The sequence below is a fragment of the Pararhizobium sp. genome (genome assembly GCF_965279435.1).
Lineage (GTDB): Bacteria > Pseudomonadota > Alphaproteobacteria > Rhizobiales > Rhizobiaceae > Pararhizobium.
The window spans coordinates 3,267,904-3,281,274 of record NZ_CBDIHY010000003.1 but is presented as its reverse complement, the minus strand read 5'-3'; the positions used below and the strand labels follow the sequence as shown (position 1 = coordinate 3,281,274).

General features: G+C 59.6%; 13 protein-coding genes. 5 read left to right on the top strand and 8 right to left on the bottom strand.

What is annotated here, in order from left to right; genetic code table 11:
- Window positions 1-69 precede the first annotated feature (69 nt).
- The 3 genes from ACQY8Q_RS21735 to ACQY8Q_RS21725 all read right to left on the bottom strand — a co-directional run bounded on the left by ACQY8Q_RS21735 (window position 70) and on the right by ACQY8Q_RS21725 (window position 3,842).
- Entirely contained in the window at window positions 70-1,392 is a 1,323-nt protein-coding gene (locus tag ACQY8Q_RS21735) for an FAD-binding protein (RefSeq protein WP_428428441.1), read from the bottom strand.
- Window positions 1,389-2,831 (bottom strand): UbiA family prenyltransferase, encoded by a 1,443-nt coding sequence (locus tag ACQY8Q_RS21730; protein WP_428428439.1) that lies wholly within the window; start codon window positions 2,829-2,831, stop codon window positions 1,389-1,391. The genes ACQY8Q_RS21735 and ACQY8Q_RS21730 overlap by 4 nt, the downstream gene beginning before the upstream one ends.
- Before the next feature lie 126 nt (window positions 2,832-2,957).
- Entirely contained in the window at window positions 2,958-3,842 is an 885-nt protein-coding gene (locus ACQY8Q_RS21725) for an alpha/beta hydrolase (RefSeq protein WP_428428438.1), read from the bottom strand.
- A 241-nt stretch (window positions 3,843-4,083) separates the two neighbouring features.
- On the opposite strand from ACQY8Q_RS21725, the gene parE reads away from it, so the two are divergent.
- A complete protein-coding gene (parE, locus tag ACQY8Q_RS21720) occupies window positions 4,084-6,162 on the top strand; it encodes a DNA topoisomerase IV subunit B (protein WP_428428437.1) in 2,079 nt (692 codons plus the stop codon).
- A gap of 109 nt (window positions 6,163-6,271) precedes the next feature.
- Here parE and ACQY8Q_RS21715 read toward each other — a convergent pair whose 3' ends face one another.
- The gene (locus tag ACQY8Q_RS21715; RefSeq protein ID WP_428428436.1) at window positions 6,272-6,760 is read right to left on the bottom strand and encodes a GNAT family N-acetyltransferase; all 489 of its coding nucleotides are present in this window, start codon (window positions 6,758-6,760) and stop codon (window positions 6,272-6,274) included.
- 223 nt (window positions 6,761-6,983) lie between these two features.
- Here ACQY8Q_RS21715 and ACQY8Q_RS21710 point away from each other — a divergent pair, with 223 nt between their 5' ends.
- The gene (locus ACQY8Q_RS21710; RefSeq protein ID WP_428428435.1) at window positions 6,984-7,430 is read left to right on the top strand and encodes a hypothetical protein; all 447 of its coding nucleotides are present in this window, start codon (window positions 6,984-6,986) and stop codon (window positions 7,428-7,430) included.
- Window positions 7,431-7,432: 2 nt separating this feature from the next.
- Here the strand turns inward: ACQY8Q_RS21710 and ACQY8Q_RS21705 are convergent, their stop codons facing one another.
- Entirely contained in the window at window positions 7,433-8,455 is a 1,023-nt protein-coding gene (locus ACQY8Q_RS21705) for an SDR family oxidoreductase (RefSeq protein WP_428428434.1), read from the bottom strand.
- Window positions 8,456-8,537: 82 nt separating this feature from the next.
- Between ACQY8Q_RS21705 and ACQY8Q_RS21700 the strand changes: the two genes are divergently transcribed.
- Window positions 8,538-9,116 carry a TetR/AcrR family transcriptional regulator gene (locus ACQY8Q_RS21700; protein WP_428428433.1) on the top strand — a complete coding sequence of 193 codons (579 nt, stop codon included), beginning with the start codon at window positions 8,538-8,540 and terminating at the stop codon, window positions 9,114-9,116.
- 4 nt (window positions 9,117-9,120) lie between these two features.
- Here ACQY8Q_RS21700 and ACQY8Q_RS21695 read toward each other — a convergent pair whose 3' ends face one another.
- Window positions 9,121-10,260, bottom strand: coding sequence for a DUF2336 domain-containing protein (locus ACQY8Q_RS21695; protein WP_428428432.1), 1,140 nt, complete (start codon window positions 10,258-10,260; stop codon window positions 9,121-9,123).
- 79 nt (window positions 10,261-10,339) lie between these two features.
- Between ACQY8Q_RS21695 and ACQY8Q_RS21690 the strand changes: the two genes are divergently transcribed.
- A complete protein-coding gene (locus ACQY8Q_RS21690) occupies window positions 10,340-11,065 on the top strand; it encodes a hypothetical protein (protein ID WP_428428431.1) in 726 nt (241 codons plus the stop codon).
- On the opposite strand, the gene ACQY8Q_RS21685 is transcribed toward ACQY8Q_RS21690, so the two are convergent.
- Together ACQY8Q_RS21685 and ACQY8Q_RS21680 are read right to left on the bottom strand one after the other, a co-directional pair.
- The gene (locus tag ACQY8Q_RS21685; RefSeq protein ID WP_428428430.1) at window positions 11,062-11,664 is read right to left on the bottom strand and encodes a flavin reductase family protein; all 603 of its coding nucleotides are present in this window, start codon (window positions 11,662-11,664) and stop codon (window positions 11,062-11,064) included. The two genes, ACQY8Q_RS21690 and ACQY8Q_RS21685, sit on opposite strands and share 4 nt — an antisense overlap.
- Complete coding sequence (locus tag ACQY8Q_RS21680; RefSeq protein WP_428428429.1) at window positions 11,664-12,248, bottom strand: nitroreductase family protein; 585 nt, start codon at window positions 12,246-12,248, stop codon at window positions 11,664-11,666. The genes ACQY8Q_RS21685 and ACQY8Q_RS21680 overlap by 1 nt, the downstream gene beginning before the upstream one ends.
- 112 nt (window positions 12,249-12,360) lie before the next feature.
- On the opposite strand from ACQY8Q_RS21680, the gene ACQY8Q_RS21675 reads away from it, so the two are divergent.
- Entirely contained in the window at window positions 12,361-13,368 is a 1,008-nt protein-coding gene (locus tag ACQY8Q_RS21675; protein ID WP_428428428.1) for a hypothetical protein, read from the top strand.
- Window positions 13,369-13,371: the final 3 nt, after the last annotated feature.

Sequence of the window (13,371 nt, the reverse complement as noted above, 5' to 3'; positions counted from 1 at the left end):
ATATCTACAGGCAAGAGCCGTATATTCCGTGAAATTCGGGCGTTTATTTAATTCAAATTGTTCCTATTCTCATTTTGGCAAAGCCAAGGCTGTTCGCTTCCAGAAATTGGAAACCATCGCTGGATCACGCAATTCCTCCAGCTTGCGCCACTGCGGGAACGAGAAATCAAAGGTTTGCGGGCTCATCCGGGCATCCTTGTAGGGATTGATGGCGCCACCAGCCTCGACAACCATGGCGTCCAGCCGGCTGAGAAGCTTAAGGGTCTCTTCACCCTGATTGGCGAAATCCAGCGTCAGCGTAAAACCGGGCCTCGGGAAGGATAAAAGTCCGCCGGATGTCTGCTCGCCGAACTTCTTCAATACTGTGAGGAAAGACGCGTGACCGGCCTTGCGGGCGATCTCCAGCAGCCGTGCCGTCAGTTCCGGCGCGTTCTCCGTCGGATAGACACTCTGGTGCTGGTAGAGCCCCTTGGGGCCATAGAGCCGGTTCCAGTTGCCGATCGCATCCAGCGGATGAAAATAACCCGGCCATTTAACCGTCTTGACCGTTTCGCCCGATTTTTCCTTGCGGAAATACAGCTCGTTGAACGCCTTCAGCGTCACCGTGTTCAAGAGATTGAACGGCGGCGCAAACGGCACCGACAATTTTCGTGCACGCGGCATGTCGGGAAATTCGCAGGACGCATCGGCGTGATCGCCGGCCAGAAGGACGCCCCTGCCCGTCCTTTTTCCGGTTGCCAGCTGGTCGATCCACGCGACGGAATATTCATGCTCGCCATCCACGGTTTCGACCATGCCGAAATAGTCTGTGAGGCTGTCGAAACGAATGGCATGCTGCTGGATATGGGCGGATGGTACCTTCATCAGCTGCAGGTCAACCGACAGGATCAATCCCGTCAGGCCCATTCCGGCGATGGTGGCAAAGAACAAATCACGGTTTTCCGTTGCCGAGCATGTCAGCGCCTCGCCGCTCGACCGCAGCAATGTCAGGCTCAGCACATGCTTGCCGAACGTGCCGCGCGCGTGATGGTTCTTGCCGTGGACATCGTTGGCGACGGCACCGGCAACGGTCACCGACGCTGTTCCCGGCGTCACCGGCAGGAAAAACCGGTGCGGGATGGCCGTTTCGAGGATGGAGTGAAGCGTAACGCCGGCGTCGCAGGAGATGATCCCGGTTCCCGGATCAAAACCCAAGATACGCGTTCGCACCCGGCTCTCGATCAGCCGGCCCTGGTCGTTATGGCAGCTGTCACCATAGGATCGTCCGTTGCCGAACGGCAGGAACGCGCCGGGTGCTGCGTTTTCACGCAGGTTCTCATAGGCATCGGGCGATACGGATTGCCGGGCGCGGCAATCGATCCGGCCCCAGCTGTCAAATTCAGTCGAAGTCATGGTGTTCCCATCGCACCGGCGAGCACGAACCCGGCGCCGATCGCCATGGTGACGAGGCTGCGCCAGTCGCGCATGATGAACACCACCGGATCCTCATGCAGCATGCCACGGCGGGCCAGCATCCAGATCCGCAGCAGCATGTAGAGCACCAGCGGGCAGAGCGGCCAGAGCGCCCAGTCCAGCCTGTACATCTCCTGCATTTCCTTGCTGTGAATATACAGCGCCAGAACCAGCGCCGAGGCAAAGGCTGAGGCGACGCCGGCCTGCCCGACCATTTCGAAATCGACGGCCAGATAGCCGCGTCCGGGCACTTGGTTGCCGTCACGGCCATCATATTCATCAAGCTCGACATAGCGCTTGACCAGCGCCAGGCTCAGGAAAAAGAAGATCGAGAACGACAAGAGCCAGAAGGAAAGCTCCGTGCCGGTGGCGGCGGCGCCGGCGATGATGCGAACAGTGTAAAGCCCTGCCAGCGTGAAGACATCCACCAGCAGCTTGCGCTTGAGCACAAACGTGTAGGCGGTGGTCGCCAAGGCATAGAAGCCGAGCACAAGCGCGAAATCGGAGGGCAGTACAGACGTCAGCGACAGCGAGGCAAGGAGCAGGCACAGCGCCAGCATCAATCCCATCGGCACCGACATCTGGCCACTGGCCAGCGGCCGGTTGCGCTTCTTCGGATGACGGCGGTCATTGGTGAGATCCGACAGGTCGTTGATCACATAAACGGCAGAGGCAAGGAAGCTGAATGCGAAGAATGCCAGGATGACATTGACCACTGCATCCATGTGCAGAATGTCGTGGTTGAGGATCATCGGCACGCCGATCAGCACATTCTTGGCCCATTGATGCACGCGGATCGATTTCAAGGCGGCAAACCGCGGCGCCTTGCCGAGATCGAGGCGTTCGGCATCATGGGCGCGGCGCCATTTCTCGGCGGCGGCGTCCGGTGCCACGACAATCGCCTTGCGCGCTGCGTCAAACACCGGCACGTCGTCGCGGCTGTTGCCCATATAGTCGAAACCACCCTCGCCGAACTGTTCGATCAGTTTCTCTCGCTTGCGGTGGCTGGTGAGGTTGATGTCCGTGGTGCTGTGCAGGACGGATGAGAAAGCGCCGGTATGGGCTGCAACGCCAAGCGCCACGCTTTCGGCGGCACCGGTGACAAGGATGATCTGCCGGCCGCTTTCACGCTCGCGTTCCAAACGCTTCAGCACCGCCTCGCGATAGGGCCAGTCGGCCGCCTGGCGTCCTGAGCGCGCAGCAACCTCGTATTTCAGCCGCGCCTTACCCTTCGACATCCAGATGAGGACTGCAAACACCATCAGCGGATTGCGCAACAGAATGATCGCCACGCCCTCCCAGAGCGTGTCGGCAGCAAGCAACGTGCCATCAAGATCGACGCACAGCGGAATATGCCGCGTTTCTGTCCGAGCATCCATAAGATCAAACCCCGAGAATATATGCCCGGGACAGTCCCACGTTCAGCTTTCGAAAGTGCAAACGGCGCTCGCCTTAGAGTTTCAATTTGCTGCGTTGGTTAACGAATCCCGGATATATTCGGAGCTTCATTCAAGCCCGATCCAGTTCAGTGCATCGCGCCAGTCCGTCATGCGGATGGGAGTTCCATGCGACCCGGTCTGGAACAGTACGAAGCGGCTGGGATAGTTCGCTTTCTTCAATGACCGGTAGAACGCGATCTGATCGGCTACTGCATAGACGCTGTCGTCGCTGCCGTGGCTGAAGAAGATCGGTAGTTTCTTTTTGTAGGCGGCGCTCTTGCTGAAGGTGGGATCGGTTGGGCCTCCCATGATCATCATGCCCTTGAGGGCCGCAACCGCCTGCGGATTGCGGGCGAGGCCCCAGCAGATGAAGCTGCCCATCGAGGCGCAGGCAAGCACCACCGGCCGGCCCGGTGATTGCTGCTGGGCATAGGCAATCAATCCGGCGATATCTGCGACGCCCGCATCGTCAAAGGAGCGCATGCTCGGGGCATAGTAGACACCGCCGTTTTCGACAGCGAGGTTCTTCAGCCGGTTGAAATTGCCGCCGAACGACCAGTCATTGGCGCCGAGCCGCCGGTCGCCTCCCCGGCCATGGATGAAGATGACCGTGAATGCCGCACCACTGGGGGCACCGACCCGCATTACATCGAGCGGCCGGCTGGCCAAATCAAGCGTCTCGTTGGCCTGCGCGCTCTTGACACTGAGCGACACATAGGCCCGCCTTACCCGGCGTTCCGGCTCTAGGTCACGGCCGTGGATATCGCGCATCTTATCGTAATCGACGACACGGTAATCGCCATCATCCGCGGTTTCCAGCACCGTTCCGTAGGAAAACAGCTCATCCTTGAACGGCTTCAGCGGTGCTGCCCGCGCCGGCAAGGCCAGGGCGATCATGACAATCGAGGCAAAAACAACGCGAAAGGTCAAATGAGCTGTGGACAGGTGCATCCGGAATGTTCCTCTTTTGATCCAAGCCTTGCCATCGGACCTTCCGCAAAGCAACAGTTGGGACTATTGAAGGCATGATCGGCGTGTTGGCGCGCGCGGCTTGACCACAAGGCTGGCCTGGTCGCTACCGTTCCAAGAATTTGGCAGAATTCCGGCGATTCGTGCAGACATTCCTGACGGCTCAGCCCGCACCCCGGCCTGGGTCTGAAGCCGCCACCACGGAAAGACATCAAAATAGACTATGACCGACAGCAACGATCTCTTTTCAGCATTCCCCGAGGTACCGAAGCCTGCGACGGATCCCGTCGTGCCGAAGCCGGTTGTTGTAACGCCTGCCGCCGTTCCTGCCGTGGAGCAGCGCAGCGGCGCCTCCACGACGCTGAAGGCCGATACCGGCGACTACAATGCATCGACGATCGAGGTGCTGGAAGGGCTGGAGCCGGTTCGCCGGCGGCCGGGCATGTATATCGGCGGTACGGACGAAAAGGCGCTGCACCATCTGTTTGCGGAAGTCATCGACAACTCGATGGACGAAGCGGTTGCCGGACACGCCAACTTTATCGACGTGCATCTCGATGCCGAAGGCTGCCTATCGGTCACCGATAACGGCCGCGGCATCCCGGTCGAGAACCATCCGAAATTTCCGGGCAAGTCGACGCTCGAAGTGATCATGACCATCCTGCACGCGGGCGGCAAGTTCGACAGCAAGGTCTATGAAACATCGGGCGGTCTGCACGGTGTCGGTGTTTCCGTCGTCAACGCGCTGTCAGACATTCTGGAAGTCGAGGTTGCCCGCAACCGCAAGCTCTATCGCCAGCGTTTTTCGCGCGGCATTCCGCAGGGCGGGATCGAGGAATTGGGCGACGTCCAGAATCGGCGCGGCACCAAGGTCAAATTCCACCCGGACCCAGAGATTTTTGGCTCGCACGCAAAATTCGATCCGGCCCGGCTGTTCCGCATGGCGCGGTCCAAGGCTTATCTGTTCGGCGGCGTCGAAATCCGCTGGTCCTGCGATCCGACACTGATCGAAGGCACGGATACGCCCGACAAGGCCGTGTTCCACTTCCCCGGTGGCCTGAAGGACTATCTGCAGGCGACGATGGGCAAGGAATTCACCGTCACCCGCGAAATCTTTGCCGGCAAGACGGAAAAAACCGGCGGCCATGGCGCAATGGAATGGGCGGTCACCTGGTATGGTGGCGACAGCATCGTGCATTCATATTGCAACACCATTCCGACACCCGAAGGCGGCACGCATGAAGCCGGCTTCCGCATAGCGCTGACCAAGGGCCTGAAGGCCTACGCCGAACTGACGCAGAACAAGCGCGCGGCGATCGTTACCACCGAAGACGTGATGATTTCGGCGGCAGGCATGCTGTCGGTGTTCATCCGCGAGCCGGAATTCGTCGGCCAGACCAAGGACAAGCTGGCGACCGTCGAGGCCCAGCGCATCGTCGAAAATGCGCTGCGCGATCCCTTCGACCATTTTCTCGCCGACAACCCGCAGGAAGCCCACAAGCTCTTGGAATGGGTGATCGAGCGTGCCGATGAACGGGTGCGCCGCCGCAAGGAAAAAGAGGTCACCCGCAAATCGGCGGTGCGCAAGCTGCGCCTGCCGGGCAAGCTCGCCGACTGCTCGCAGAATTCGGCCGAGGGCGCCGAACTGTTCATCGTCGAAGGCGATTCGGCCGGTGGCTCGGCCAAGCAGGCGCGCAACCGCTCCAACCAGGCGATCCTGCCGCTGCGCGGCAAGATTCTCAACGTTGCCAGCGCCGGCCGCGAGAAGCTCGGGGCCAACCAGCAGATCAGCGATCTCGTGCAGGCGCTTGGGTGCGGCACGCGCAGCAAGTATCGTGAGGAAGACCTGCGCTACGAGCGCGTCATCGTCATGACCGATGCCGACGTCGACGGCGCCCATATCGCCTCGCTGCTGATCACCTTCTTCTACCAGGAAATGCCGGAGCTCGTTCGGGGCGGACATCTCTATCTGGCCGTGCCGCCGCTCTACCGCATTACCCAAGGGGCAAGGACACTCTACGCCCGCGACGACGCCCATCGGGTGGAACTGATGGAGACGGAATTCAACGGCCGCGGCAAGGTCGAGATCGGCCGCTTCAAGGGCCTTGGCGAAATGATGCCGGCCCAGCTGAAGGAAACCACGATGGATCCTTCCAAGCGGACACTCTTGAAGGTCGCCATCGACGAGGTGGATTTCGAAGGCACACGCGAAGCCGTCGACAACCTGATGGGCACCAAGGCCGACGCCCGCTTCCGCTTTATCCAGGAACGCGCCGTGTTTGCGGACAACCTGGATATCTAGCCTGAAGGCCTTCAGAAGCAGATTCACCACGCTGTTGAATTGATTCAGCTTTCCGCTCCAACCAACGGAGCGGAAACGGTTTTCTGCTTCGGGGAGCTTGCTTAAGCGCTCAGGCGATCGCCTTTTCCATGAACAGGCTGAACGGGTCGGTCTGATAAGAACCGAATGGCCCGATTTCCACATAGCCGGCAGTCTTGTAGAGGCCGATCGCTTCCGGCTGATAGATACCGGTCTCGAGCCGGATCGCCGATAACCCACTATCGCGGCCGTGCCCCTCGAGATGCTCGAGCAGCTTGCGGCCGATCTTCAGGCCACGCGCCTGCGGATCGACGAACATGCGCTTGATCTCGGCGCTGCCGTCACCTGCATCCACCAGCGCACAACAGCCGACAACGTTACCTTCATGACGGGCGACGAAGAAGGAAACCGACTGTTTTTCCAGTGTCGAGACATCGACAAGGTGATTGCTTTCGGCCGGATAAAGCGACTGCGCATAGGCGTCGGATTGGTCGAGCAGGTTTAGGACGCCCGGTTGACGAGGCGATTCTTTTTCAATGGTCAGAGTCACTTGGCGTTGTTCCTTCACAGCTCGATTCATGCCGTTCGCAGTCAACACTAAAAGCTCAGCATTGAAAACGACAGACGGCAAATCTCGCTATATTCGACAACCGCCCCTCACCCGCCACAACCGGCAGAAACAAATTGTTTCCAACCTTTTCCGACTTCGCCTTACTTCCGAAGCAAACGCGCACTTAGTTCAGCGCACTTAGAATCATCGCTCCTTCGGAGCGATATCGTCAGCAATTGGAGAAACATCCGCGATGATTCCTGCCCTGATCGTCATGACAATTCTCGGCTGCGACGACAGCGTCAGCCAATGCCACTACGTCTCGACGATCAGCGGCACGTGGCAGAGCATTGCCGTCTGCGATGCGGAATCGCAGAAGCAATTGCCAAAATTCTCCAACGTCAATTATCCGGTGATCGTCGCGGTCTGCGAAACATCCGGCGACACGATGGCCAATGCCAAAGACCCGGCACCGGAGCCGAAGACCCAGCCGACGCTCGATCAGTCTCAAGCCGTCACGCCGGACGCCATACCGGCACCGCCCACCACCGAACAGAAACGGCCGAGCCTGCCGCGCCGGACGCTGGCGATGATCACCGGTGCCATGCCAGACGGATCGACCCTTCGCAGTGCCGTGACCAAGCCCGTCCACTATATCGAGGACGGTTATTCCTGGGTGGCGCGGAAATTCACGAAGTAAGCCTATACCAGCCCGGCAGCAATCAGGCTTTCGACGCTGGCACGGATCGCCTCGTCCTCCGAACGCGGCTTCCAGCCTAGCAAACGTCTGGCCTTTTCGTTCGAGATGCGCGCGTCGCGGCCAAGCTCACCGGCAATCAGCTTCAGACCCGGATCGAAGCGCGAGGCTATTCCCGCCAGCCAGTTGGGCAGAACGAATTTTGGTAGTTTTTTTGCATAGGCCGGAAAATCCCGTTTCAGGACTGTGACGATGTCCTTGATCGATAGTGCTTCGCCGGCGATGATGAAACGTTCGCCGGCGGCCTCAGGGGTCGTCATGGCCAGAACATGCGCCTGCGCTGCATCGCGCACATCGACGACCGGAACGCTGAAATCCGGCATGGCAGGATAACGGCCCTTCATCAGTCTTTGCACGAGCCCCACCGACGTCCCGGTTTCCGTGCCGAGGATGGGGCCGAGGATCATGCCCGGATTGACGACAACCAGCTCAAGGCCGTTTTCGCGGGCAAAATCCCAGGCGGCCCGTTCAGCCAGTGTCTTCGATTTGTAGTAGGGCGTGGCCAACGGCCCGTTGACATCGGTCCAGTCGGTTTCCGTGAAAGGCGCCCTGCCCGGACCGTAGCTGACGGCAGCGATAGAGGATGTCAGCACCACACGGCGAACGCCGGCATCTTTTGCAGCACGTAGGACGCGCAACGTTCCCGCGCGCGCCGGCAGGATGAGGTCATTTTCATCTTTTGGAACGCTTGACGGAAAAGGCGATGCTGTATGGATCACCTCCGTTACGCCGGAAAATGCCGCATCCCAGCCGTCGTCCGATGTCAGATCCGCAACAGCGAAGGACAGCTTTCCACCTGTGACGCCCCTGGCGGACCGGATCGCCTCCTCGATGGACTTTGCCTTTTTCAGCGACCGCAAGGTTCCACGAACCTCAAATCCGGACAACAACAATTGTGCTGCGACATGGCGGCCGAGAAACCCGCCTATGCCTGTCACGGCGATCAGTCTGCCTGTATCATCACTCATCGTTTTACCTCTCGTGTGTCATTCTGACGTTTTTGGTCTATTTTGTCAGTTTGACATTATTAGTCCAAAGTGTCAATCCAGCATGATGGACGAAAAGAAGAAGCATATCATGACGGCGGCCATCGAGGTTTTTACCCGCTATGGCTTCAAGAAGACATCGATGCAGGACATTGCCGATGCCGCCATGACGTCGCGCGCAGCGCTTTACCTGCATTTCAAAAACAAGGATGACCTGTTCCGGTCGCTGATGACATGGCATCAGGGCGAGGCGCTGAAGGCGGCGGAGGCGGGTTTCTCCTCGTCCAGCCCCTTCATCCTGCGAATGGAAAATGCGCTGACGGATTTCACCATGATGATCATGGCGCCCGTCAAGGCCAGCACACACGGACTGGAACTGTTCGAAGCAACCATGATGCTGGCCGGAGATATCAATGCGGCAACGTCGCTTCGCCTGCGTGAACTGATAGAGGATGCCGTGAGGACTGCAGCGTCTCGAAAAGAGATTTCGCTCTCCGCAACCGGCCTTTCAGCCGAAGCGCTGGCCGATCTGCTCTACGTCTGTCTGGATGGAATCAAGAAAGCGCCCAATGGACTTGAAAAACTGGACCAGCGGTTGGCCGCCCTGATGCGCCTGCTCGACACGTCAACACGGCCCTCCTGAAAAATCAGGCCGCTTCGCGCGCAGCGAGCAGCGCATAATCGCGGGCGGTCTGGCGCTGTTCTGCAATGGTCAGTTTCTCGATGAGATCAGCAAGGCCACCTGACGCATCGGATGCCTGGCTCCTGCCGCGCAGTTTCGACAACAAGGCGGCAGAAATCGTCGCCGTTACGGTGGGTGAACCAACCCGGTTTTCCTTGCGCCAGATCAGCACCGCTTCGCCAAAAAGTGCGCTGACATCGCGACCAAGGCCGGCACTTTCGAACAGAGCCCGGATGGAATGGATACGGCCATCGGACAGGATCGAGCGCACCCGCTTGTCGGCGACATCAGACAGGTTGACGATGGCGGCTGCAAAAAAATCGATCTTTCCAGAGCACAATGCGTTCAGAAGGAAAGCCGGCGTCAACCGTCCGGTTACCCGAAGATGTTCGACGAGATTGGGGATCTGATCGGCCTTAGCTACCCCGGCCATGCCGACGGCAGCCCTGTCACAGGCTTCGCGGGTGATCCGTTCGACGCGGCGTTCGCCAATCGCGGCCTGCACGAGGCCAAATCCGGAAAGGGCAGCGCCAACCTTTTCGACCAGTGCATGCCGGGCATCGGCCGGCAGATCATCACGGTCAAGCAACGTGTTGCGGACCGACCAGAGATGGCCGAGCCGGTCACTCAAGCGTTTCAACGTCCGGCAGGAAAACCGCGCCTGCTCATTTTCGAGCAGGATCAAAACCTCTTCCTCGCCGCCGATCTCGGCAATGGCCGCAGCAACGGGCCGCGACATCGCCTGGCGGGCGGCGATGACCGCACGGGTTTCAGGCGTGCCCTTGGCAGCAAGATCGACAAGATCCATATCGTTGAGCACAGGAGAACGCGAAATGACGGCATAGGCGGTTTCAGGCTGGTCTTCGGCCAGTGACAGGATGATCGTTCGGGGAATACGAGTGCAATCGGCGACGGCTTCAGCCAGCGCTAACCGGACTTTTGGGGAGGGATCGTCGAGCAGAAAGGTCATCGCCATTTCGGCGGCATGCTCGTCAAGCCTATTCATCTCGGCCGCGACGTAAGCACGGCCCAACGCCTGCGCTGCCCGGACCCGATCGCCGGTTTTTGCGGTCTCGACCCAACGAAGAAATGCTTGAATGATCACCGACGCCTCACTACACACCAACCAGCCACAATCATGGTGTTCCATACGTTAGCGATCAAAGGTTTAAGATTGGTTCACCATGTCCGTTAATGGCTTCGAAATGACGTTGCCGATGCTTTGCACGGCACAGGACGCGCTGCCGCCGCAAATCGAGGCATCCGGAGCCGTGACCCTGATCGTCGATATCCGCAAAGACTGGGTAAGCGAGAGGGCAGTGCCCGAAATACAGCCGATACTCGCGCACAGGCGATCGACGGCAGGCGTAACGCTGTTTCGCGTTGGCGAGCCGGACGATGAAACCGGTCAGAGCGCGATCGAGCGGCTGGTGGCGCTGCGGCCACATGGTTTCGTGCTTTCCGGCTGTGGCGGTGTCGCCGATATCCAGAAATTCGACGCCATGCTGCGGGTCGCGGAAGCGATCCACGGGATCGAGGCGGGATCAATGGCCTTGGTTGCCGAGCTTGGCGAAAACCCGACATTCCTTCTTTCTCCGGTATCGCTGAAAGGTGTATCCCGACGTCTGAAAGCCATCATTTTCGACAGCGAGGGCCTGACGCAGGCGACGGCAAGCCAGGCCTTCAACACGGCAGCGTCAAGGATTGGCGCACCGCTTGTCCTTGCCCGTGGCATTGCCGTCATCAAGGCAAGGCAGGCAGGTATTGCCTGCTACGAACTGCTGAAGGAGACGGAAAAGTATCCGGGCACCATACGCGAGATCGCCTTAGCCGACGGCTTTTCCGGCGTGGTAACGCGCAACGCCGCGCAACTAGAGGCGCTGGCAGCGGGTCAGGATGTTCGTCCTTAACGTTTGGGCCGGAACATCTCAAAAACGTCGCCGGCATCGCAATAATCCATATAGCCCATGCGGCCGACCGGCCGGACCTTGGCCATATCGAGCCGGCCGTCACGGATCGCTTCGTCACGAATGTGAATGCCGACAACCTGACCGATGACCACGTGGTTTTCAGACAGCGTTCCATCGAGCCCCTTCGGCTGGAATATTTCCGTCACCTTGCATTCGAGTGCCGCGTAAGCTTCGGCAACGAAGGGTGCCTGAACAAACTGCCCTTCGACGGGCGTCAACCCGGCCAGCGCGAACTCGCTCTCGCCATGCGGCGCCGGAGCGGAAGTGATGTTCATTTTCTCGCGGATGTCGAAGCTGACGAAATTGGCGGTGAACTCTCGTGTTTCCTCGATATTGCGGACCGAATCCTTGCGGCCGGACGAGGAGAACATCACCAGCTTCGGCGTATCGCTGATCGCATTGAAGAAGGAATAGGGCGCCAGATTGAGGCTGCCATCGGCAGCCCGTGATCCGATCCAGCCGATCGGCCGCGGCGAGACGATGGCCTTGAAGGGATCATGGGCAAGGCCATGGGCGTTTTCCCCGGTCGCATAAAACATCAGGCGTCCTCACCGACCCAGGTGACGATGTCGGCAAGCTCCGGCCGCGGGCGCTCCGTCGGTGGAACCTGCGGCGTGCCGATATGAATGAAGCCGGCGATCTTTTCACCGGGCTGAACGCCGAGCAGCTTATGAGCCTTTTCATCAAAGGCGTACCATTCCGTCAGCCAGTTCGAGCAGAACCCAAGCGCGTTGGCAGCCATCAAAAGGTTGAGGCAGACGGCACCGGCCGACATCACCTGCTCCCATTCCGGAACCTTGAAATGCGGGGCGGCCTTGCTGACGACGGCGACGACGACGGGCGCGCGCGACAGGCGGGCGTTCTCCACCTTGATCATCTCTTCGGAAAGATCGGGCTTGGCTGAGAGCGCCATTTTTGCCAGTTCAGCACTGATGCGAACCCGCTCCGCGCCGCGATAGACGATGAACCGCCAGGGCGCGAGCTTGCCATGATCGGGCACGCGCGATGCAAGCGTCAGCATCTCCTCGATCTCAGCCGTATCCGGGCCTGGTCCACCCATCTGAAAGGCCGGGATAGAGCGGCGGGTTGCCAGATAATCACGCAGGCTGATTTCAGTTTTCATTGCCGTCCATTTCCACTAGTTTGCCACCGCACGCCGCTACCACGAGGGCAGCCACGAAATTGCCATATCGGCGTTTCAAGTGGAGCCACACACTCAGGATGTCAACCACCCCATGCGCATCAAGGCCGGTCACGTTCGCGCTGTCACCATAGCGCTCGTTCTAGCAACAGTTGGCACCCGTGCGCCGCAGGCACAGGAGCTTGCCGACCCTTTCAAGGCCTTTCCGGCGATCGCCGCGCCATCCCAAAAAATGCCGAAGCTCAACAGCTTCAATCCGACGGTCCCGGATGCCGCCACGCAGGGCCCGACCGCCAAGGATATCCAGCTGGAAGCACATCTGACGGACAAGGGTGCGTCTGTGGAACAGGGCCTGACCTGGCGTGTTTTCAGCCCCATCCCCGGCTCGGACGGCAAGCTGCCGCTGGTGGCAACGTCGGAGGGTGGGTCGGCTGCGTTCCAGCTCATTCCCGGCGAATATTTCGTCAATGTCGCCTTCGGCCGTGCGGGCGCCACCCGCAAGATCCTGGTGGCGGAGGCTGGCCTTGCCGATAAACAGGTGCTGGTGCTGGATGCCGGCGGTGTCATGCTGAACGCCGTATCCGGAAGCGACGTGCGCATCCCACCGGGCGAACTAAGTTTTTCGATCTTTTCTGCTGATCCACAGGAAGACGGCGAACGGGCGCTGGTTGTTGCCGACGTCAAGCCGAACACGGTCATCCGGTTGAACACCGGCACCTATCACGTCGTTTCCAATTACGGCTCGGTCAATGCCGTCATCCGCGCCGATATCCAGGTGGAAGCCGGCAAGCTGACGGAGGCGACAATCCAGCACCGCGCCGCCAAACTGACGCTGAAGCTTGTCTCGGAGCCCGGTGGCGAAGCCATTGCCGATACGGCCTGGTCGATCCTGACCTCATCCGGCGACGTCGTCAGCGAAAGCGTCGGCGCTTTCCCGACGCTGGTGCTGGCCGAAGGCAGCTATTCGGCTATCGCCCGCAACAATGAGAAGATTTTCCAGCGCGATTTTATCGTCAAGGCCGGCGTCAATACCGATGTCGAGGTCCTGCTCAATGAAAACGCCGCCGAACAGAAGAACGCTGCGGAGGACGTGGTGGATTGACTT